Annotated in this window: 19 protein-coding genes and 4 pseudogenes; 14 read left to right on the forward strand and 9 right to left on the reverse strand. The window is 35.2% G+C overall.

Translation table 11 applies throughout. From position 1 onward, the window contains the following. Positions 1 to 150: 150 nt before the first annotated feature. From QUF93_RS10700 to QUF93_RS10710, 3 genes and pseudogenes are all read right to left on the reverse strand, one after another. Complete coding sequence (locus QUF93_RS10700; RefSeq protein WP_289358737.1) at positions 151 to 669, reverse strand: hypothetical protein; 519 nt, start codon at positions 667 to 669, stop codon at positions 151 to 153. A gap of 259 nt (positions 670 to 928) precedes the next feature. Further along, positions 929 to 1,417 (reverse strand): annotated as a pseudogene (locus QUF93_RS10705) (hypothetical protein); the annotation flags it as partial. A gap of 296 nt (positions 1,418 to 1,713) precedes the next feature. Beyond that, positions 1,714 to 2,409: a CsxC family protein gene (locus QUF93_RS10710; RefSeq protein ID WP_289358738.1), complete on the reverse strand. Its 696-nt coding sequence runs from the start codon at positions 2,407 to 2,409 to the stop codon at positions 1,714 to 1,716. Positions 2,410 to 2,925: 516 nt separating this feature from the next. Here QUF93_RS10710 and QUF93_RS10715 point away from each other — a divergent pair. The 3 genes and pseudogenes from QUF93_RS10715 to QUF93_RS10725 all read left to right on the forward strand — a co-directional run. After that, a pseudogene (locus tag QUF93_RS10715) lies at positions 2,926 to 3,093 on the forward strand (MerR family transcriptional regulator); the annotation flags it as partial. 186 nt (positions 3,094 to 3,279) lie between these two features. Next, positions 3,280 to 3,816, forward strand: coding sequence for a hypothetical protein (locus tag QUF93_RS10720; protein WP_289358739.1), 537 nt, complete (start codon positions 3,280 to 3,282; stop codon positions 3,814 to 3,816). 418 nt (positions 3,817 to 4,234) lie between these two features. Further along, positions 4,235 to 4,779: pseudogene (locus tag QUF93_RS10725) on the forward strand (GNAT family N-acetyltransferase). A gap of 153 nt (positions 4,780 to 4,932) precedes the next feature. Here the strand turns inward: QUF93_RS10725 and QUF93_RS10730 are convergent. Then, positions 4,933 to 5,139, reverse strand: a pseudogene (locus QUF93_RS10730) (VOC family protein); the annotation flags it as partial. Between the two features lie 25 nt (positions 5,140 to 5,164). Continuing rightward, positions 5,165 to 6,640, reverse strand: a complete 1,476-nt coding sequence (locus QUF93_RS10735; protein WP_289358740.1) for a hypothetical protein — start codon at positions 6,638 to 6,640, stop codon at positions 5,165 to 5,167. A gap of 794 nt (positions 6,641 to 7,434) precedes the next feature. Between QUF93_RS10735 and QUF93_RS10740 the strand changes: the two genes are divergently transcribed. The 4 genes from QUF93_RS10740 (at position 7,435) to QUF93_RS10755 (ending at position 10,556) form a co-directional block, all read left to right on the forward strand. After that, complete coding sequence (locus QUF93_RS10740) at positions 7,435 to 7,860, forward strand: hypothetical protein (RefSeq protein ID WP_289358741.1); 426 nt, start codon at positions 7,435 to 7,437, stop codon at positions 7,858 to 7,860. Positions 7,861 to 7,954: 94 nt separating this feature from the next. Continuing rightward, positions 7,955 to 8,308 (forward strand): DUF2513 domain-containing protein, encoded by a 354-nt coding sequence (locus tag QUF93_RS10745; RefSeq protein WP_289358743.1) that lies wholly within the window; start codon positions 7,955 to 7,957, stop codon positions 8,306 to 8,308. 311 nt (positions 8,309 to 8,619) lie between these two features. Continuing rightward, a complete protein-coding gene (locus tag QUF93_RS10750) occupies positions 8,620 to 8,904 on the forward strand; it encodes a hypothetical protein (RefSeq protein ID WP_289360971.1) in 285 nt (94 codons plus the stop codon). A gap of 650 nt (positions 8,905 to 9,554) precedes the next feature. Further along, positions 9,555 to 10,556, forward strand: coding sequence for a recombinase family protein (locus QUF93_RS10755; RefSeq protein WP_289358744.1), 1,002 nt, complete (start codon positions 9,555 to 9,557; stop codon positions 10,554 to 10,556). A 41-nt stretch (positions 10,557 to 10,597) separates the two neighbouring features. On the opposite strand, the gene QUF93_RS10760 is transcribed toward QUF93_RS10755, so the two are convergent. Beyond that, positions 10,598 to 11,671, reverse strand: a complete 1,074-nt coding sequence (locus tag QUF93_RS10760; RefSeq protein ID WP_289358745.1) for a beta propeller repeat protein — start codon at positions 11,669 to 11,671, stop codon at positions 10,598 to 10,600. A gap of 212 nt (positions 11,672 to 11,883) precedes the next feature. Here QUF93_RS10760 and QUF93_RS10765 point away from each other — a divergent pair, with 212 nt between their 5' ends. The 4 genes from QUF93_RS10765 (at position 11,884) to fumC (ending at position 16,561) form a co-directional block, all read left to right on the forward strand. Continuing rightward, the gene (locus QUF93_RS10765) at positions 11,884 to 12,783 is read left to right on the forward strand and encodes a cation diffusion facilitator family transporter (protein ID WP_289358747.1); all 900 of its coding nucleotides are present in this window, start codon (positions 11,884 to 11,886) and stop codon (positions 12,781 to 12,783) included. Between the two features lie 193 nt (positions 12,784 to 12,976). Beyond that, on the forward strand, positions 12,977 to 13,147 hold the full coding sequence (fbpA, locus tag QUF93_RS10770; protein WP_002118075.1) for a Fur-regulated basic protein FbpA: 171 nt from the start codon (positions 12,977 to 12,979) through the stop codon (positions 13,145 to 13,147). Positions 13,148 to 13,645: 498 nt separating this feature from the next. Then, positions 13,646 to 15,049: a Na+/H+ antiporter NhaC gene (nhaC, locus tag QUF93_RS10775; protein ID WP_002202491.1), complete on the forward strand. Its 1,404-nt coding sequence runs from the start codon at positions 13,646 to 13,648 to the stop codon at positions 15,047 to 15,049. Between the two features lie 123 nt (positions 15,050 to 15,172). After that, positions 15,173 to 16,561 carry a class II fumarate hydratase gene (gene fumC / locus QUF93_RS10780; protein ID WP_002118079.1) on the forward strand — a complete coding sequence of 463 codons (1,389 nt, stop codon included), beginning with the start codon at positions 15,173 to 15,175 and terminating at the stop codon, positions 16,559 to 16,561. A gap of 50 nt (positions 16,562 to 16,611) precedes the next feature. On the opposite strand, the gene QUF93_RS10785 is transcribed toward fumC, so the two are convergent. Together QUF93_RS10785 and QUF93_RS10790 are read right to left on the reverse strand one after the other, a co-directional pair. Beyond that, positions 16,612 to 17,961, reverse strand: coding sequence for an FAD-binding oxidoreductase (locus tag QUF93_RS10785; protein WP_289358751.1), 1,350 nt, complete (start codon positions 17,959 to 17,961; stop codon positions 16,612 to 16,614). Positions 17,962 to 18,183: 222 nt separating this feature from the next. Beyond that, entirely contained in the window at positions 18,184 to 18,606 is a 423-nt protein-coding gene (locus QUF93_RS10790; protein ID WP_070169985.1) for a PH domain-containing protein, read from the reverse strand. A 163-nt stretch (positions 18,607 to 18,769) separates the two neighbouring features. Here QUF93_RS10790 and QUF93_RS10795 point away from each other — a divergent pair, with 163 nt between their 5' ends. From QUF93_RS10795 to QUF93_RS10805, 3 genes are all read left to right on the forward strand, one after another. After that, positions 18,770 to 18,931: a hypothetical protein gene (locus QUF93_RS10795; RefSeq protein WP_002118090.1), complete on the forward strand. Its 162-nt coding sequence runs from the start codon at positions 18,770 to 18,772 to the stop codon at positions 18,929 to 18,931. Positions 18,932 to 19,230: 299 nt separating this feature from the next. Then, the gene (locus QUF93_RS10800) at positions 19,231 to 19,995 is read left to right on the forward strand and encodes a DUF2087 domain-containing protein (RefSeq protein WP_098665243.1); all 765 of its coding nucleotides are present in this window, start codon (positions 19,231 to 19,233) and stop codon (positions 19,993 to 19,995) included. 228 nt (positions 19,996 to 20,223) lie between these two features. Continuing rightward, positions 20,224 to 21,633: an MATE family efflux transporter gene (locus QUF93_RS10805; protein ID WP_289375280.1), complete on the forward strand. Its 1,410-nt coding sequence runs from the start codon at positions 20,224 to 20,226 to the stop codon at positions 21,631 to 21,633. A 54-nt stretch (positions 21,634 to 21,687) separates the two neighbouring features. Here the strand turns inward: QUF93_RS10805 and QUF93_RS10810 are convergent, their stop codons facing one another. After that, positions 21,688 to 22,386, reverse strand: a complete 699-nt coding sequence (locus QUF93_RS10810) for a peptidase E (protein WP_289358755.1) — start codon at positions 22,384 to 22,386, stop codon at positions 21,688 to 21,690. Positions 22,387 to 22,396: the final 10 nt, after the last annotated feature.

The following is a 22,396-nucleotide window of genomic DNA, read 5'->3' on the forward strand; positions in this document are numbered from 1 at the left end:
TTGCTTTATGGGTAGTGTAAGACCTTAGCTTGATAGCGATGGGGTACCGCCAGCATTTTGGAAAACCCCATGCTAAGCAAAAAATATAATAAGCTGCCCATATGGACAGCTCATTCACATAATTAGTGTTGTATGAAGTTAGTTTTTAATTTACATTGTTGGAGATGGAAATCTCGTAGCTTCAAAATGTGTAGATGCAGGAATTGAAAGGATTTTCCCAGTTACGGTACTTGTTACCAATACTTGTACTACATCTCCAGCTTTTAACTGAATGTTAGTAGAAACAGATACAATATTATTTGTACCTTCATCATAAAATTCATTATCACTGGCTACTATATCAGTACCTACCTTGATGGATAATGTTACTCTAAAATCTTCTTCAGCAGGATCATCAGGAGTAAATCCGACACTTGCAATAATAGAATATATACCTTTTTTTGCTGGACTAAAATTGGAAGTATTAGCATCATATTCACTCATTAGATCGTATTGTTGATTTGGGTATAAAACTTGCTTAGGATTATTTTGAATAACAGTTAAAGCTTCATTAGTTCCATTTCTAACAGCCCTGAATGCTGATTGTATCTCAGGTCTTGGTGGTTCTGAAATAGGAAAGGCACAAGGATTCCAACAATGATCGGGGTGTTTTCTATAATTTGATGACATAAACAATCAAACTCCTTTATTTATCATACTTATTATATGTAATGTACAATGAGCATGTTTTGCTTGTACACTTATCCATGATTCATAATCAACGAGAAAAAAAGAAATAGAGATAGTGATTTAGAAAGTGTTTTAAGAGCGATTTACTTGACCACGAGCTTCTACACCCTCATGGCCAAGTAACTTTCGCGACATAAACGCATAGGACTTAGTGATTCCCCCATAATCGTCGCCACCACGAACTAAGTTGTAGTAGGGTTTATAAATTTACAGCTGTAATTTTACAAGTTGAAATAGCAAATCTATAATCGGTTGGATGAGATGGGTTTATAGAAAAAATACCTATCACGATTCCAAGACCTGTTCGTTCCACGTTAAAATCTCCTGTAGTAGAACCATTACTTAATACAAGGTCCACTGTAGAACCAATACGTATATCCAGTACTTGTCTAATTGGTCGTTCACGACAATCACATTCGCACCCTGAATCTGCAGATGAAAGTAATGTTATAGGTGGTCCTGGTGGTAAAAATCCTACTCCTATTACATCAGAAATATTGACCACATAGAATGTAGTGCCATTTGTAACTGTAACTAAAAAATTATTCACGGAAGTAATAGTGAATAAATAGAAACGAGGTATCGTGTTTGGTTGGTCTGCAATAGTGCCAAGAATCACAGTTTGCCCGATAAGTTGTTGTAAAACGTTCTGCATAGGTGAAACACAGCAATTACAAAGGCCACCTTTTCTTGGAATAGGATCAGGAATAGGAAATGCACAAGGTATATTACAAGGATTTAAGTATTTTCCATTTTTTGATGACATAAACAATCAAACTCCTTTACGTATCATACTTATTATATGTAATGTAAAATGAGCATGTTTTTCTTGTACGTCTGTCCATGCTGGTTTCATTATCGGTAGTAAAAAACAAAGCTCACTTATTACATTTCATTTTAAGTAGGTTGGTTTTGAACAATAAGAAGTTCTCTTATTTACAAATTTATAAAATAAAGAAGCACTCAAAATGAGTGCTTTTTATTTTATATTTGTACTTGTTGTACTTGTAAAACTTTTAAAGTAAGATCTAGTACAATTTTTTCACGAAGACTTTCAAATGGTTCGTTTAAATCTGTTGGACAAGGGGAAAAGTCTAACTCGAAAAATTGAGCGCTGACTAATTCGCAATATGGTTGTTCGTTATAAAAAACTGTATTTTCGAAGAAGTACTTGTCTAAACGTGGTAAATCACCATTTTTAGGATTAATAAAGTGAGACGTAGTATCTGAGGAAGCTGCTATTATAGCTTGTGATAGAAAATCACCAGCTGTTAAATCAGCAAAACCAGAAAATGGAACATTAGCAATGCGGTCATATAGCACTCCATTACACTCGTCATTTGCATATTCAATGTTTTTACGAATATATCCTTGTACAAATAATTTTGCTCTTGTAACTCGGCGGTAATTTGTACCTGCTACTGGAGTAAACGCTACAGGAACTAACTTACATTGTGTTAAAAATGCATTTTTTAAGATGCGTTTGATTTCAACTGCTGGAGGATCTAATGAAATATCAGATTCTACAACAATTTGAATTGTTCTTTCTGCTAATACAACTGGTATTTTTACAATCGGTGCTCCTGGAGTAAGAATTGGTGTTGCAGCTGCATCACTTAATGGTGTTTGAGTTTGTCCGTCTACCTGACAAGGTACATTAATTGGACATTGTTCGCTCATATTATCTAATCTCCTTTTTGAAATTACTTTAGATTTTTAAAACTATCCAATGTTAATATATTCGTTTTTTTTCATTTGTGTATGAGCATGTATACTAGTTTTTGAAATTTATTTATAGAAGTTTATTAATGAACTACAGACAATAATCTATGATTATCAGTATTTTATTAATAGGAGATGCTTTTATGAGGTATATTCCTCTATTAGATTTTTTTATACTTATATAAAAATAAAAGAAATTCCCGCTAATAAGATTTATAGAAAGAGCAATATGAGTTTTTTATTTTTGAGTCTTTCGATTTCTTTTATGATGAAATCAAATCATAGTATATCTTTGTTGCTTTGCAGCGTTTTCAATTACAATGAAACTACGACCTTGTTGACGTCCATCGTGCTGCTCAGAACCCGTTAGATATCGTTACCAAATGTAAAATTCCTTACCACTTATAAAAAAGAAAATATTGATGTATTGTCGTAAAAAAAACCTTAATGTGCCTTTCTCCGACTTGATAACCGCATTTAATTAATACTGAGAGAAAATTAACTGAAGTAGAGGAGAAGAATGGTGAATTAGAAGTCTTTATAGAGAAAAAGTTAGAGAAACGAGATCAGTTATTGCTTGAAAACATTAGAGCTATACAGAAACAAAAACGGAAACGTTTTTTCGGTTTGTTTAAAGACTAATTAATTGATTATGTGAAAGAAAAGTACCTTCTGATCTTCTGAAGGTACTTTTCTAGGTTTCTAGATACATTGGATACCGATAAGTGGGGTTATGTTAACTGAACATGAATAAAGTACACACTTACTCTCCTTCTGTTACGTACATGCATATAGTAAAGCATAATCAAACGAAAGGATGAATTAATAATGAAATATAAGAGAGAAATATGTTATCCGTGTGCATTTCCTGTACATCAACCAGTCCCTCCGTCTCCCCGTCTATTTTTTACTCCTTTGTCACCAGAACCATATCCTATTGATCTTCCGGAAAATAAGCTTGATGTTCCAATTATGGAGTTCTCAGTCCCTGCACGAGAAGTAGCAAGGGCAAGAGTCCAATTAAATGCGACAATCAGCACAGAAATTTTTGCTGATCCAGGAAATGGAAATGGGAGTGGGTCTTTTTTTAACGTGAATGCCATTACGTATAAGTTATTCCGTGATAATATGTTGCTGACAGATACGCTTATATCTGGAAGCTATGCAAGTGGTACGAATGATGAGACTCTTTATACCTTTAACTCCACGTTTACTTGGGTAGATACACCGACAGATCCGATAGTACCGACAGATCCGATACATTATCGAATTGTTGCGAATATAGGAGATTATGAGCATGTAGTAAGAGCTCAAGTTAGAAATCGCGGATTTTTTGGTATAGCTATTCCTGGTGATCCTGTCTGAGGATGATGGAAATGCTGGGTGTATGTCAATGGTAAGCGGCGGAAGGCTGATTTTTCCGACCGAGCATTAAGGAGTTGACATACTCACTGTTCCAGACCCTCTTGCGGTTGTCAAAAGGTATTCTTTTGAACCTGCCTGGTCTCCATTCATGCTTCCATAAATTACACATTAAATGAAATATCTTTGTTCAATCCCTTAGATAATGAAACTTTTCTATTTTAAAACCACCGTCCCGTTTACAATCAGGACGGTCTTTTATGTTTATACAGCTTTCTGGAGGGGGTTTTTGTAAATTCCTAGATACATTGAATTCCAATAATGAGACGTTATGTTAACCTAACATGAATATAATATACAAAAGGAATTTATAAGATTTGACGAGAATAAAATTGTATTAAAAGGATATCGGAGGGTTTTTATGAAGCTAGTAGGGCAACAAATATATCTTCGACTTTACAAAATTTCTGACGCGAGCGAGTTAGCTAACTTACATACTAGAAATCGCGAATTTTTTTAAAGAGTTTGTCCATTACTCCCAGAAGTCTTTTACACAGAAGAACATCAAAAAATACGCATTGAACGGGCATTAAAAAGAAAGATGAAGGCCAAGTATACGCTTTTGGAATCTTTTTAAAAGCAACTGATAAACTTATCGGAGACATTTCATTAACTCAAATTGCTAGGGGGGACGTCCAAAGCTGTTATACGAGATTTACCTTAGATAGGGAGCATAATTCAAGGAGCTATACAACAGAGGCTCTTCAACTTGTTGTAGACTTTGCATTTAGAGAATTAAAAATACATAGAATTGAAGCAGGAGCTATGCCTAGCAATATAGCATCTATTCGTGTATTAGAAAAAGTAGGATTTAAAAAAGAAGGTATAGCTAAAGAAAATGTAAAGATTAATGGCAAGTGGACAGATCATCAAATATTAGCTATCATCAACAGCTTGGATGTATAAGCACATTTCACTTCCAATAACGATAATTATGTAAATGAGCTGCCCATATGGACAGCTTATTTACATAATTATCGTTAGCGGTAGTAACACAAATAACTCTGTTCGAATAAATCGAGGCAGAGTTATTATAAGTGTTGAAAAATTCTTAATCAATTACAGCATTTTATATATTTCAATAAGGTTCTTATCTGGATGTTGAAAATGTGCGCTACGTGATCTCCATTCTTTACGATCGTGTGGTTTAGTAACAAATTTAATCCCATTTTCTCTTAAATGATTATAAGTCTTATCAACATCTTCTACTTCGAATTGAAGTAAAAAGTTTGATTGAGATTCTCCTTCCAAAAATTCATTTTCCTCTCAAATCGGTCGGGGGGGGGCACCCTTAAACCAAACGACCCAATACAACTTTGTCGATTTCTAAGAAACCATTTGGAAAAAATAATTTTGTAAATTGAATCCTAGCTGCAGCAGTATTTAGTGGTGCTGGTTCAGTGATCCCGGTATAAATTAGCCATTTAGGGAACTGTAGTACATCGTTCTGGCCAAAACAGACTAGGCTAAGCCCCTCACCAATCTCCCTGCCGCTGTTATCTAGCCATAGCACCTTAACCAGGACGTTACTTACAGCACCTCCCATGCCAAATCTGAAGATCCTAATACCGCAGTTAAACAAGAAGCAATGGTCCGCAGCATTAGCAATAGGAACATCTTGGAAGGTTACACCACCAAAATTATTAACAAGGGCAGCAGCATCCCCCTCATAAACATCAGCTTCGGTAATTAAGCTTGTATTCACTACTGTCCAGTCGTTTAAGTCGTCTTCGAAGCTAGGGTTGCTCACGAGATTGGTTGAAGTAACCCTGACCAAAATGACCTTATCTACTTTTAACGTGCTTCCCGAATCAGGACCAATGTCCGGGGAAAACAGGATCCGTGCAGTAACAGCTCCAAGAGGGGCACGATCTGTGATATCGAGATAAGTTAAGTAACTCTCCTGATTCTTCAATGTTTCATTGGGAATCGTAAGCTCCAGCCCTGGTGATCCGATGATATTGTTTGCAGTGTCCAACCATTGTACTTGAATAGTCAAGAAGAGGAGCCCCTCAGAAAACGCACCGAAACTGAGCAAGTAGGGAGAATTAGGAGGTTGGTCAGCAATGGATACATCCTGGAAAAGTGTACCGCTTTGGGCAGCAATAACATCCGCAGCACCTTGCAAGGGTTTTCTAAAATTTGGTATAAAGGTGTTCGAGTTCCAAGACGCCAAACCCACTTCGAAGCTCGCATTTTGTACCAGATTGGGTGTAAGAACCGGGGTGAGGATTACTTGGTCTATGTCGATAAAAGTCCCCTCTCTCTTACTAAACAGTATCCTTGCAAAGGCAGCGCCTTCAGGGCGGAAGTCGGTAATGTCAAAGTAGGTAATCCTAGCATTACTAGTGCCAGTAATCGTGCCCTCGGGAATAAACATTCTTAATCCAGTGGCGATCGCCTGATGGTGGGCATTTAGCCACAATATTTCTACAGTTAGATTGGGTACAGGATCTACACCGAAAACATTAAAACTTAAAAATAAGGAACAATTTGTTTTGAATGGCAAATAGACATCCTGAAACATATGGGCTACACCTTCAGGCATCCTAGCCACCTGGTTTCCTTCAAACGGAGCCTCACCGATAGTTGATAAGTTATCACTTGTGATCCATTCGGCTAAACCGGCTTCAAAACTGGGATTTTGCACTAGACTCAAGCATCTTTTTTTATGATCAAAATCGATGGAGGTAGGTCCTGGAATAGGAACAGGAAACGCACAAGGCATATGACAAGGATCAAAGTATTTTCTATTTTTTGATGACATAAACAATCAAACTCCTTTACGTATTACATTTATTATATGTAATGTAAAATGAGCATGTTTTTCTTGTGTATTTGTCTATATTTATTCAATATAAAGTAATGATGTATACCCTATACATGTGAAGTTTACATAACGTCTCAATTATCGGTAGCAAGGAAAAACGAACAAACCTTTTCTATCATTAGGTTTGTTCGTTTTCTCTATCCCATTCTTATATATAGAGCTAAAAGTTCCGTAAGGAACAGGTAGTATTTTTGAGAAAACCACTCAAAAATCTCCACCCTCAATATCAAAACTTTTTTCGGATCGTTTGCTTTTCTCACCAAGCCGACAGACAAAAAGCAAGTTTCCAACTAAAAATCAAGAACAATACTATAAAAAAGAGAAAAATGAATAAGCATTTATGTTAGATTAATATAACTTTTTTAATTCCAAATAAAATGGATTATCAGAAATTAAAAAGCTCTTGAATTTTGGTATATCTAGTGGACATGTGCCGTTTCTAAAACAATGTTTAGGGAATAAGATGTTAGATGCCTAAATAATAAAAAATATGAGGTGAAAAATAAATGAGTTATTATCGCAATTTTCAAAAACATAAATGTGTAATGTCGTGTCCGCCAGGATTTATACCGCCGGGCCCGCCAGAATGTCCCCCTTCGCCATGTCCTTCGCCATGTCTGTGTCCGCCAGCATGTGACATTCAAACAGAGACATTTCTAAACCCTACTACGATTATTATACCCCAAGCTGGTCCAGCCACACCTTATCCATCATCGATCGCTGTCTCGGGTATGACAGGTAAAATTATTAAAGTTACTGTGAAACTTATCGATTTAAATCACAGCGAACCGAGAGATATTGATATTATGCTTGTGGGACCGAGTGGACAGAACGCTACGATCATGTCGGATGTAGGAGGCCGGGATACTGTTATCAGCGTGAATCTTATACTTGATGATTTAGCACTAACTGCATTACCTAATTTAAGTCCCTTGGTCTCCGGTACATTTAAGCCAGCCAACTATGAGGATTCAGTATCAAATACTGATCCTTTCCCAGGTGCCCCACCACCATCTGGAGGCTCGATGTTGAGTTCCTTTAATTTTACAGATCCCAATGGGACATGGATGCTTTTCGTCTTCGATGATAACGCAGGTGAAGGTGGTAGTATGGGCGGCTGGCAGTTAACCATTACAACAAGTAATTGTACTCCATAATACCTATGTCATTAAACAATAGCTTTTTCTCCCATCCCCGTGAAAGCTGTCACTTCGGTGATGGCTTTTTGTTTTGTTATAATGAGGTGGGAATGTGAAGAGAGATAGGGACTTAATTAGAAGGCTTCTAGTACTTATTGAGGAACAGGATATTAATAGTTATGTCTTGGAAATACCGGACGATATTGATGTTAATGTTGCTGTATATCATTTGAGATTACTGGAACAAGCTGGTTTTACTGAAAATAGCATACAATATGGTGGAAATACTGCTGAATGTATTTCCAGTTCTCTAACATGGGACGGCCATGAATTTTTAGAAGCAATAAGAAATGATACAGTATGGAATAAATTGAAACAAACCATTGCAGAAAAAGGCGGGAATATTCCATTTGAAGTGATGAAAGCACTCGCTATAAAAACTGCAACAACTGTATTTTTAGGATAATCAAGCATCCATAACGGGCGCTTTTGTCTTTGTTATATAGAAATTACACATTAAACCAGTGAACATTCTAATAAGACAAGCATATGATGAATTCGTGGGACGAGTTATCATATGAGATGAAACTTGGAGCGCCATACTTATTTTTTGAAGGGTACCTAATGACAGGTACTCTTTTTATTTTGTACCTTTTAATAGGGACAAGCATATATTGGAGTATGGGGTAGCCCCATTTCATATATTTGAGCACCTACAATCGTAAGGTGCTCTTTATTTTGAACAAAATGGACATTTGAATAGGAGGGTAATGGATGATGGGTTTAACATTAGAAGGATTGGAAAAGTGTTTTAATGAAGCTGCAAGTGAAGGCACAGAGTATGTAGCAGTTCAAATTGAAATGGATGGATTTCCAAGTGATGAAGTTATTATTAATGACAACGATAATATCACTTCTAAATTAGCGTATTATAAGAAAACCTATAATGAGGAATTAGAACATAGATATGCTCCAGGTATTCGAATTGTAGGTTTCGCACATGGATACTCGTTTTTAAATATTGAACACAAGTTAGGATTACTTGAAAGAAACAATGATTAAACCAATAGCAATTATCGTAGGCGCTGCCGTGATCTGGGTGGCGTCTTATTTGTTGTTAAGGGATGAAATAGACTTGCAATTTGAAGATTAAATAATATTATTATTACTTTAAAATGCAAAAAGTAGACTAGTAAACAAGCTGTTTTTGTTTTTTAGCATAGAATATGATGAATCCTAAAGTTAAGAGGAGGTAATTATATTTATGGGATGTAATTGTAATTTCAGACGTTGCCGAGATTGTAATAGATTTTGGGATGATTTAATGTTCTGCAGACGCAGACATAGAGATTGTGATGATCGTCGTTGTAGACGTGACCGCGACTGTGATTGTGATAAACGTAAGGATTGGTAAAGTCCTTTGAATGAGTGCGTTTCTTCACAGTACTCTTTTTTTGTTTATGGGTTTTCTAAGTTTATACTTATTAAATACGAAGAATGTAGTTGCAATTCGATTTAAGAACTAATAAAACAAACGAACACAACGAACGAAAATAAATGTCTTACTTCCCTGTCTAAAAGTTGAAACTTCTAGACAGTTATATTTAGAGACTCGAATTTAATTGGAAACACTACTTGTTATCATCTAAAAGTTAGTCTGAAATTAAATGTATAAAACATATGAGACTTTTGGACGATAAGGGGATGGTTTGGTGGCGTTAATTGGATACGCAAGGGTTAGTACAAGAGATCAGGATTTAGGATTGCAAATTGATAAGTTAATCGAGTTCGGATGTGACAAGATATTCACTGAGAAACAAAGTGGAGCAAAAAGTGAACGGGAAGAGTTAAGTAATGCAATGGATTATTTGCGCTCTGGTGATAAATTGGTTGTTTATAAAATTGATCGTTTAGCTCGTTCTACTTTTGATTTGCACAAAATTGTACGTGAATTAGATAAGAGGGATATCTCGATTGTATTTATAAAAGAGCAAATCGATTTTTCTCCACCTGCAGGAAAACTAATGTTTACAATGTTAGGTGCTATTGTTGAATTTGAAAGAGATTTGATTAATGAAAGAACATCAGAAGGTCGAGAAAGAGCAAAGGCTCAAGGTAAGCATATGGGACGAAAAGGGCAGGATGAAAAGTGTGTTAAACAAGCTATGAACCTATTCTTTAATAGAACGGAAAATGGTTTGAGTGTAAATGACATTTCGAAAATGACAGGGGTTCCGCGCTCTACTTTTTATGCTAAGGCGAAAGAATTAAAAAAGGAAGTAAAGGTTAATGAGACTTCCGAAAAAGAAGGCATAAAAGTAAATATAGACAAAATGGAAGTAACCCCTATGTCATTTATCGTTTTTTTCAATCAGGAAGAATCTAAGGCATTAAGAAGCATATGGGATAGTGCAGATGTTGAATTAGAAATAAAAGATGATTTAGGAAATCGATATGCAGGTGAAGGAAATGGCGGAACTGGTACAGTAGCAGAGCCACATAAAAGTAGTTGGAGTGCTACATTCCAAAAGTTAAACGAAAATGCAACAAAGCTTATCGTTACACCTCACGTGCACTTGCAAGTTCATACACCTGAAAATCATGGTGGAGTAGAGTATGTTAATGGGAAAGAGAAGAAAATAGAAGTGCCGAAAAAAGAAGCGAAGAGTAAAGATATTGTATTAGATGATATTGTGATTGACCTAAAGAAATAAAAAAAAAGACTGCCTGAAACCGTTAGGCAGTCTTCTTTTTATTAAGAACTAGTAACAAGCAATGCATGTGGATGCTGTGTTTTATATTCATCTTTCCACGGAATGTTTAGTTGTTCCCACGTTTCTCCGCTATCAATAGATTGAAAGATACCATTGTTATTTAAAGTGTAAAACGTATGTGGTTCAGCTGGATTTGTAGCAAACATCGAAATGACTGTACCGATTGCTGATGGTAGTCCTTGCTGCACTTGCTGGAACGGAGTATCTTTCGTTTTACGATAAATATAAGATTCATAAGGAATACGGTGATGAGCGAGGTCAGCACTCGGTGCGGCAGAAACGAGAATCGTATCGCAATCAGCTGGATCGATAGCCATGCTGTATAAATAATGATGCTCAAGTCCGTCACTACATGAAATCCAGTTGTTTCCGCTGTTATAACTTTCAAGATATGCACGATCAGGTCCGCCCATAAATCCGTCACCACATGATGCATAAAGGCGATTTGGTGCTTCAGGGTGCATAAGTAATTGATGAGCATCGATAGGAGCACCGAATTTTTTATCAATCCATGTATGTCCTTTATCGTTACTTTGAATAACAGCACCAGCTTCGATTGAGACGTGGATTGTACTTGAATTGTTTGGATCAACTGTAATCCAGCGTACGTGATGTGTAAAAGGTCTAGGCGGGAAAGCCCACGTATAAGAAGATAATAATGATTTCATATTTTTAAGTTCAGTCCACGTTTCACCACCATTTTCTGAACGGAATAAAGCACTAGGTTCAGTCCCTACATAAACGACTCCATATCCGTTAACTTGTTCATTAGGGCTTATCGTAATGGAAGTGATCGAAGAATGTAAAATACCATCTTCTTTTGGGAAATCAAAGTAACGATAAGAATCTCCAATTGGTCTCCATGAGTCTCCGCTATCGTCACTTAACCATAGACCTCGTCCAAATGTTCCGCAATATACACGATTCTTTTGAAATGGATCCACGGCAATACAGGTAGGTTGCATATTTTGTAAGTGATACGCTGTTTCATAGTTACCATATTGTTCTTTCACTACAACAAGTTCACGTTCCATACAGAGAAATAAACGTTTCATTTTAGTAACCCCCTTTAAAATTCTTTCATTAGTAAACGATATGAAAATAAAAAAGAAGTAGTCTTGTTTTTATTTGAGAAAAAGGAATTGTTTGAAAAATAGCGAAGTGTGTATACAGAGGAAGCGGACGTTTACGAGCAGTCAATTCGGGATAAAGATGGGGAGTTTGTTTCATACTAACATACAGATATTGCAGTTAAAGGAGTATTTGTATGGGACATTCACATGATCACGGTCATTCAAAAAATAAAAAGGCGTTACTAATTGCCTTCCTACTAACGACCAGTTTTATGATTGCTGAAGTTATTGGTGGATTTGTAACAAATAGCTTAGCACTATTATCTGACGCGGGGCATATGTTAAGTGATGCAGTATCCTTAGCGCTGAGCTTACTTGCGTTCAAGCTTGGAGAAAAAACAGCAACGGCTGCAAAAACATACGGATATAAGCGAGTTGAAATGTTAGCGGCATTATGTAACGGTGTCGTACTTATTGTCATTTCTATATACATTTTTATTGAAGCAATTCGTCGTTTTACAGAACCAATTGAGATTGCTAGTAATGGAATGCTCATTATTGCTGTACTTGGTTTGCTTATTAATATTTTATCAGCTTGGATATTAATGAGAGGCGGAGATGTGAAAGGTAATTTGAATTTAAGAAGTGCTTTCTTACACGTACTAGGCGATTTATTAGGTTCAGTCGGGGCAATTATTGCTGCGTTGCTTATTAAATTTTTTGATTGGAATGCCGCAGATGCGGTTGCTAGTATTCTTGTGTCTATTTTAGTCATTATAAGTGGATGGCGTGTAACACGTGATACAGTTCATATATTAATGGAAGGCGCACCGCAGCACATAGATGCTGAAGAGGTGAAAAATACATTATTAAATATTACGATTGTAAAAGAAGTTCATGATTTACATATATGGTCTGTAACATCAGATTTTCAAGTATTAACTTGCCATCTTATTATTAAAGGTAATGAAACGCAAAGTGTATTGAAAGAAGCAACGGATGTATTAAAGAGAAAATTTCATGTAGAACATGTCACCATTCAAGTAGAAATTGAGGGTGAATTTAATCATAATGAGACAACTTGCAAAGTATGAAAGAAAAAGGGTACGAAAAAGTGTCATAACATTCTTCGCGTGGCATACATATATATAATGTGGCCACAAATACTTTGTAAGGTAAATATTTCATAAGATTACTTTACTTATTAAGAATCATCTTTTATAATCAAAAGTGGTAATTGATAAAGATTATCATTTTCAATGATCGTAGAAAGGAGTTTTTTAAAAGATGAGTAGTCAACTCCGTTTTGCTGTTGAAAATCGTAAGAGGCACTTAATTGATGAGTTAATTGGAGCAGGGGTGTTTAAGGTTCGTGATCGGCAATTATACGAGCTTTCTTTGGAGGAATTGGAAAAAGAGTACGAGCATATTGAAGAATTTGCAGACATTCAGGCATAGCCATATAGAGTAGTAAAGAAAGAGCATGTTACATAAAAGTGTAACATGCTCTTTTTTTGATTATGAAAAAATATTGTAGAGCGGTTGGTGTTGAAATGCTAGCAGGATTTTTAATTTGATTTTTTTCAGCTTTAGGTAATGCCGCAATCGATTCACCAGCCCTTGTATTGTAATAAATGATGTGTGCTCTTTTGGATACGGGGAAATATAAGTACTACATATGAGCTGAGAACAGCGGTGCAAATCTTTGTTATGGCAAATAATAAAAAGGTTATTATTATTTGATGGTTCTTTTTAAAGAAATAAAAATACAACATTTTTTATATTTTCCATTGCGAAAAGTAGCATCTACTTTTACAATAGAAAGGGTTGTGAATATATTATACTGAAAAAATAAATCGAAATAATATGAAAATTTTGTTTTGTCTTCACTAATTGTATACTACATACACGTAAGACGACGTACATCATGTTATCGACTTGTAAGGAGAGAAAAAAATGAAAAGTGTAAGATTACCCTCCATGCTAGAAATTATCATTCTTTTATTCCTATTTCTTGCTGTCGTCTTTTCCTTCCAAACGATTTTTGATCTCCCAATTCAATTAGCGCTATTTATTTCATGGTTTTTAGTTATTGCGCTTGGATTAAGGTTAGGATTTCGTTATCAAGAATTGCAAGATGCAATTACGAAAGGGATTTCTAATGGATTAGAAGCAATTCTTATTTTAGTTGCAGTTGGAGCTTTAATTGGAACATGGATTGCTGGCGGGGTTGTACCTACATTAATTTATTATGGATTAGAATTCATTCACCCTAGCATATTCTTATTGGCAACTTTAATTATTTGTTCAATAACTTCTATCGCGACAGGAACATCATGGGGAACAGTTGGAACAGCTGGTATTGCTATGATGGCGATTGGTGAAGGGCTTGGATTACCACTTCCACTTGTTGCGGGTGCAGTTCTTTCAGGAGCTTATTTTGGAGACAAATTATCACCACTTTCTGATAGCACAGTTCTTGCAGCTTCTATGGCAAAAGTAGATGTTATTGCTCACGTTCGAGCTATGCTCGTATTAGACGTTCCAGCTTTTATTATTACCAGCATTATGTTTACTGTTGCTGGATGGATGTATGGCGGGGATAATGTAGATTTAAATAGAGTAGAGTTTTTAAAAGAAGCTTTATTAAAGCAATTTGATATTAAAATATGGATGCTTGTTCCTGCTGTAATCGTTATTGTTCTATTGGCGCTGAAGAAACCTTCTATGCCAACAATTGCTATGGGAGCTTTAATTGGTGCAATTTGGGCAACTCTTTTCCAAGGGATGCACTTTGGAGAGGCAATTGGAACAGCATATAACGGATTCTCAATTCAATCTGGCGTCGAGTTTGTCGATAAGTTATTAAACCGTGGTGGAATTAACGGTATGCTTAGTTCAGTAGCCGTTATTATTTTCGGCTTAGGTTTTGGTGGACTACTTGAAAAGCTAGGTGTTCTAAAAGTAATCGTATCAAAATTTGAGAAGAAATTAAATTCTGCAGGTAATGTAACATTGTCTACATTAATCGTGGCATTCTTAGCTAATATATTTGGTTGTGCGATGTACGTATCACTTATTTTAACACCGAAAATTATGGAAGATAGCTATGATAAATTAAAAATAGACCGCCGTGTATTAGCGCGTAACTCAGAAGTAGGGGGAACGTTAACTTCTGGTATGGTTCCGTGGTCGGATAATGGTATTTTTATGGCTGGTATTTTAGGTGTGGCAACGTTCTCATACGTTCCGTTTATGTGGTTAAGCTTCGTTTCATTAATTTTGGCAGTTATTTACGGATATACGGGCAAATTCATTTGGTATGTAGATGACGCTGAAAAAGGAAAGCAAGCATCATAAAAAATACCTTCTGCGGTGGCAGAAGGTATTTTTTTTATATATACGAGTGAGAATTCTTATCATTTGGGTGAAAGTCTGTTAAAATGAGAAATGTAGGTATTTTATTTTCAAGGGGATGAAAAAATGGAGTACAGAATTGAAAGAGATACATTAGGAGAAATGAAAGTTCCAGCTGATAAATTATGGGCAGCACAAACACAGCGTAGTAAGGAAAATTTTCCGATTGGAACAGAGCATATGCCGCTTGAAATTGTAAAAGCATTTGCGATTTTAAAGAAGAGTGCAGCGATTAGCAATCAAAAATTAGGGAAGTTATCAGAAGAAAAAGCACAAGCAATTGTGGAAGCTGCTGATGAAGTTATCGCAGAAAAATGGAATGAACATTTTCCACTTGTCGTATGGCAAACAGGTAGTGGTACACAATCGAATATGAATGTAAATGAAGTAATTGCAAACCGCGGTAATCAAATTTTGAAAGAAAAGGGATCTGACGTACATATTCATCCGAATGATGACGTGAACATGTCTCAAAGTTCAAATGATACGTTCCCAACGGCACTTCATGTAGCGTGTGTAATTGCAGTAGAAAATCATGTATTACCAGCTATTACGAAATTAAAAGAAACATTAGCAGGAAAAGTAACTGCATTTGAACATATTATTAAAATCGGTCGTACGCATTTACAAGATGCAACACCTTTAACGTTAGGACAAGAAATTAGCGGATGGCACCGTATGCTTGAAAAAACAGAGCGTATGATTGCAGATAGCAATACATATATGAAAGAATTAGCAATTGGTGGTACTGCGGTTGGAACTGGAATTAATGCGCACCCTAAATTTGGTGAGATGGTAGCAGAAGAAATTAGTCTATTTACAGGTAAACAATTTGTTTCTGCACCAAATAAATTCCATGCGTTAACGAGCCATGATGAAGTTGTATTTGCACACGGAGCATTAAAAGCATTAGCTGCTGATTTAATGAAGATAGCTAACGATGTGCGCTGGCTTGCAAGTGGTCCACGAAGTGGTCTTGGGGAAATTATTATTCCTGCAAATGAACCAGGAAGCTCTATTATGCCAGGGAAAGTAAATCCAACGCAAAGCGAAGCGCTAACAATGGTTGTAGCACAAGTTATGGGGAATGACACAACAATTGGATTTGCTGCGAGCCAAGGTAATTTTGAGCTAAACGTATTCAAACCAGTTATCGCTTACAACTTCCTGCAATCTGCTCACTTATTAGCCGATGCAACTGTTTCATTTAATGATAAATGTGCAGTCGGTATTGAAGCAGATGAAGAAGTAATTAATGAAAATGTAAATCGTTCATTAATGCTTGTAACCGCACTAAACCCACATATCGGGTATGAAAATGCTGCGAAAATTGCAAAGCATGCTCATAAAGATGGATTAACTTTAAAAGAAGCAGCACTGCAATCAGGATTACTAACAGAAGAGCAATTTGATGAAATTGTAGACCCGAAAAAAATGATTGCTCCGAAAGAATAATAGAAGAGGCCAAGGTTCTTAGTTTAGAATCTTGGCTTTTTTATCGCATATTAATTTTTAATTCCTTGTGGAAAAGTAAATACACATAAAGGGTCATATTTTTTACTAATTTTTCTTAATTTGTTCGCGTGTGTTCCGTAATAAGCGTTCATATAATCTTTCAAATCGCTGTATGGGAAATTGACGAATGAGCCTTCTGTTATGGATTCTATATAGTCAAATCGTTTTTCTAACCATTGGGAATTATCCTTTTTAAAAATCGGATCTTCCCATATAGTTTGGATACCTAGAATATAATGTGCATCGCGGTAATAAAAAGCGCTCGCATCTTTACTTACATCCTGAATTTTTCCTCCAAGGGGGTAGAGACTTATAGCTGCAAAAATACTGCCGGAAGCTCTATCTTCAATAAGACTAATAATTTTTTCGATTTCTTCCTCGTTATATTGTTTATGAACGAACCGGCCTGTAGATTTAAATTGTTCAGACGGTGGATATGAAGATTGTACAATGTCCATTGCTTCAAGAAAACTAATATATTGTAAATTCACCTTCACCCCGTTTATATTGACTAAATCTTGTAAAATGAATGATGCATCTTCAGGGGTACCGTAATATAAACCTCGTCCATATATTGCAAGTCCTTCCGCAGCAGAGTTGTATATGCTCGCACCAATTGTCATTTTACTATTTAAATTTACTAGCCATTTTTGCCATGTGTGAAGAAATTCCTTTTGGATGTCTACTGAAGCGTTAGGACAATATAGTTCAACGAAAGTAACTTTATCAACTATTGGAGGGAGTTTAAAAGTTAACGAAACAATGATGCCAAAATTTCCGCCACCTGCCCCGCGACAAGCCCAAAATAAGTCTTTGTGGTAAGTTTCATTAGCTGTAATTACTTTACCTTTATAGTCGATTAATTCTAACTCTATTAAATTGTCACAACCAAGGCCGAAATATCTACTAGAATAGCCCCAACCTCCGCCTAAAGTGTATCCACTTACTCCAACAGTTGGACAAGTTCCTCCTGGAAATGGATAACCTCTTGAAGAGATAAAGTCATAGATTTGTTTATTTTGAACACCACCTTGAATGACTAATGTATTTTTATGTTCATTAAGCTGCATACAGTTCATTTTACTTATATCAATTACGAGGACGTTGTTACCGACAGAATATCCTTCGTAATGGTGTCCACCAGAACGAATGCGAATAGAAATTTCATTTTTTCTCGCCCAAATAATCGCATTACTAACATCCCATTTCGTAAAACAATAAATGATAGCTAAAGGAAACTTTTGAATAGCTCGATTCCATTCTTGTCTAGCTTCTTCATACTCACAATCATATCTTGTAATAATTTCACCTGTTAATCCTTCATAACTTAACTCATACATAATAAGCACCTTTCATTCATTTTGTGTAGAAGTTTACTTTTTTAGAAATAGTGTATGTTTGTATCGTTTGTTTGTGATGGAGGGGTAGTATCTTTACGTAATAAAAAACAGACTAACTATTGGATAGTTAGCCTGAGGGGAGAATAAATATGTAAACGGCAGTTTTGCTTTGGGAGGATATTCAATTCTTATATAGTTATCCTAATAGCACCTCAAACAAAACTATTCATTTGAGGTGCTATTGATTATTTTTACATTTGGCCAGTTTTCTTTTAAGAGTGAAATGAATTTCTCCTCTTCTTGTGGTACGAAAGATGTTACTGAGTCGAATAAATTATAATGAATTTCTATTTGCTGTCTTGTCCAATTTTCTGAACGAAGCTTTTTACCAGAGTATTTAATGTGACGTATATCTTCAAATGGAATTTCAGTACGGAGTATGAAACCATGTTTAACAACAAGGGCAGATTCCGTTATTTTGTAATGAGAAAAATAGAAAGAAGAGAGATTCACGATATTTAAGAGCATCATGAGAGTGAAAAAAATAGAATTCTCATTTTGAAAGAATAGAGAAATGAAAAAAACAACTAAAAACAATGAGATTAAAATGATATGAAATGGATTTTTTTTCGCTTTAAATTTCAAGTAAATCACCTCGGTATACCAGTTATTAAAATAATTAAATCACAATATTGTAATGAAACGTAAAAATATGCAACATTACATATTTTTGCGTTTCATTATTCGTGTAAACTTTTTTTGATGGGATAAATTTAAATGAAGTTTTTCAAAAGTGGAGTTGCATAAAATGATTTGCAGAAAAAGTATTAAAGTAATAGTCATAATTAGTTGTATGATGATGATTAGTGGTTGTTCAAATAGATTCGTTGAGGATGGAAATCGAAAACATGTATTTGTACAAGCAAGTAAAGTTTTAGTAGAGGTTGTTTATAAAATATATAAAAGGTAAAAGGTGTTTCCATATGCGGAAACACCTTTTTTGTAGTTAAAATTGAATGCTGGAAGGATCTTGAATAGTAGTCATGTTTTGTTTCACATCCCATAATAATTAGTTTGTTAAAATACATTCGTTTTTCGGTGTGATAAGTCCTGAATATTATAGTTAGATAAACATTTTTATAAAGGTTTATAAAATAGGTAAACGAAACATTGAAATGTTTACTTTTTATATGTTAAGATGATGAAGTGATAATAAACGTTATTGTAATTTGTTTGTTTTTAAATAAACATTTTGAAGGAGTGTTTAGTATGAGTGATATATCAGAGAAGTTTTGGGATGCGTCGGTAGAGGAATTGAAGAAAGGGTATGTATTTGACGAGGTAGCAGAGGAGTATATTTGTTTAGCTTGTGGCGAAACGTTTATCAAAGGGGTTATTTATCAAGAAAATCAAGTTTTGTATGAAGCAGAGAAGTTTGTACAGTTGCATATTCAAAATGAGCATACGTCTATGTTTGAATATTTATTAAATCTTGATAAGAAGTTTACAGGTTTAACTGATTTGCAAAAGAAAATGGTTCAGTTTTTCCATATGGGACTTAACGATAAAGAGATTGTAAAAGAAATGGATGGCGGGAGCACGTCGACGATTCGCAATCATCGATTTACATTGCGAGAGAAAATGAAGCAAGCGAAAGTATTTTTAGCGTTAATGGAATTGTCAGAAGAAAAATCAAAAGTTCAAACTAAATTTGTACCGATTCATAGAACAGCTACGATGGTGGATGATCGATACAATATTACAGAAGAAGAAAATGCTGAAGTTTTAACAACACATTTTACAGAAGGTTTGGATGGGCCGCTTTCTAAATTTCCGAAAAAGCAAAAGCGTAAATTAATTATATTACGTCATTTAGTGAAGAAATTCGATAGTAATAAAAAGTATACTGAAAAAGAAGTAAATACAGTTTTAGAAAATGTATATCCGGATTTTGTAACTTTAAGAAGATATTTAATCGAATATGGTTTTTTAGATAGAACAGCTGATGGAAGCCAATATTGGGTGAAGTTATAAGAATGAAGCGAAGAAAATGAATAGATGCACATAATAAAAACAACTATACAAAGAGATAGAGGATTACAGATACGAAAAATATGTTAAAGTTCTATGATGAATTTGAAAATAGTGAGTAGAAGAAGCATTTGCTTTAACGAGCAAACAGTATAGAAATGGTTGGAGTAATTACAATTATTTGAGCACGGATTTAACCGTGCAGATTTTAAATAAAAGGAGAAATGAAATTTGAAACCACCTACAGATAACAATAAAGAAGGTGTAGAGTCACAGAAGTCAGAAACGGAACATAAGCCGATATGGAAATCGATGTCCATGTTTTTAGTGCCGTTACTTTTAAGTAATGTATTACAATCAGTTGGACAGTTATTTGGAATGGTAGTAGTAGGAAGATGGCTTGGCGTAAATGATCTAGCAGCTATATCGGCATTCTTCCCGTTATTTTTCCTGCTCGTTTCATTTGTAATTGGAATTGGTTCTGGTAGTTCAATTTTAATTGGTCAGGCATTTGGTGCTAAAAATGAAGAGCGCTTAAAAGCTATCGTTGGTACGACGCTGACGTTTACTTTTATTATCGGAGTCGTGTTGGCGATAATAGGTAGTATTTTTGCGATGGATATTATGCGCCTTATGGGAACGCCAGAAAATATTATTGAAATAAGTGTGCATTACGCAAGAATTTTATTTATATCTATGCCAGTATTATTTTTATATTTTGCATACACAACATTTATGAGAGGTACAGGAGATTCTAAAACGCCATTTTACTTTTTAATCGTAAGTACAGCGCTAAATATGATCTTATTGCCAGTTCTTATTTTTGGTTGGTTAGGAGCTCCAAAATTAGATGTTTATGGAGCTGCATATGCTTCTGTTATATCTACAGTTATTACGTTTATTGTCATGCTAGTGTATTTAAAGAAGAAAAATCATCCACTACAATTAGATGGGACAGTAAGAAAATATCTTCGTATGGACTGGGAGTTATTAAAGTTATTGTTACGACTTGGTATTCCAGCGAGTATTAATATGATATTAGTTTCATTATCTGAAATTGCGGTAATCGCGTTTGTAAATCGTTACGGTTCGGATGCAACAGCTGCTTATGGTGTTGTGAACCAAGTTGCAAGTTATGTACAAATGCCAGCCGTTAGTCTTGGTATTACTGTCTCCATTTTTGCGGCGCAATCAATTGGTGCTAATCAATTTGATCGATTGCAGAAAGTTGTAAAGGCCGGAATTATCATGAATTATGTCATCGGTGGTGTATTAATATCACTTATTTACTTGTTCTCAAGAGACATTTTATCACTATTTTTAACGAGTCAAAATACAATTGAAATTGCTCATAGCTTAGTTATGATTACATTATGGAGTTACTTAATTTTCGGTCATGCACAAATTATTAGTGCGACAATGCGAGCAAGTGGTACAGTACTTTGGCCAACTGTGATTGGTGTTGTATCAATCTGGCTTGTTGAAGTACCTGTAGCGTATTATCTTTCTTACCATACGAGCCTTGGTATAGAAGGGATTTGGATTGGGTATCCAGCGGCATTCATTGTCAGCTTAATATTACAGTATGCATATTATAAGCTTTCATGGCAGAAGAAACGAATTACACGATTAGTGAGTTGAAAGATAAAAATGTCCCTAAGTCTATATACTTAGGGACATTTTTTTGATGAATGCTTATAAATAACTTTTTAAAGTTATGTCAAAATGTTGTCTAATGAGTTTTCCATTATTCATATAAAACTCCCAAGCTGTATCTGGTTCACCGATAATTTCAAATGAACCTTCTGTAATATATAAAGCGCAATTATCTTCTAATGCAACGCCCTCTATATTACCTTGGTGAGTTTGTAAAAACGTATGGAAGGCATTCATTCTATTTAATTGATTGTAATGGGGGCAAAATCTTTTGTTAACAATACTCCAGCCACTACTTTCTATATAACCAGAACCTTCATAATCTGAACGAATACTAGATGTGAACCAGCACATCGCACCGGCACTATATCCTGCAATAAGTGTTCCGCGTTTTAAAGCAAATAGTAATTTTTCATCTAGTTTATGCTCTTTCCATTGTTCAAGCATATGAACGTAATTCCCACCGCCAAGATAAATTAAATCGGCAGAATGAATCATCTCATCTAGTTCATATTTAGTAGGTGTTTCGGTTATAATACGTAAAATTTGAACCTCACAATGTAATTGCTTTTCAAACGTTTCTAAAAATAACTTTATATATCCTTCATCATCACGACTAGCTGTTGGAATGAATAATACTTTTGGGTATTGCTTATTGGTTAATTCTATAAGTCGTTCATTAATATGCAAGTGATTTGGATCTTGTAAATCACCGCCACCAATGACAGCTAATTTCATAGTAAAGCAC

This window comes from Bacillus hominis (genome assembly GCF_030348325.1).
Taxonomy (GTDB): Bacteria; Bacillota; Bacilli; order Bacillales; family Bacillaceae_G; genus Bacillus_A; species Bacillus_A hominis.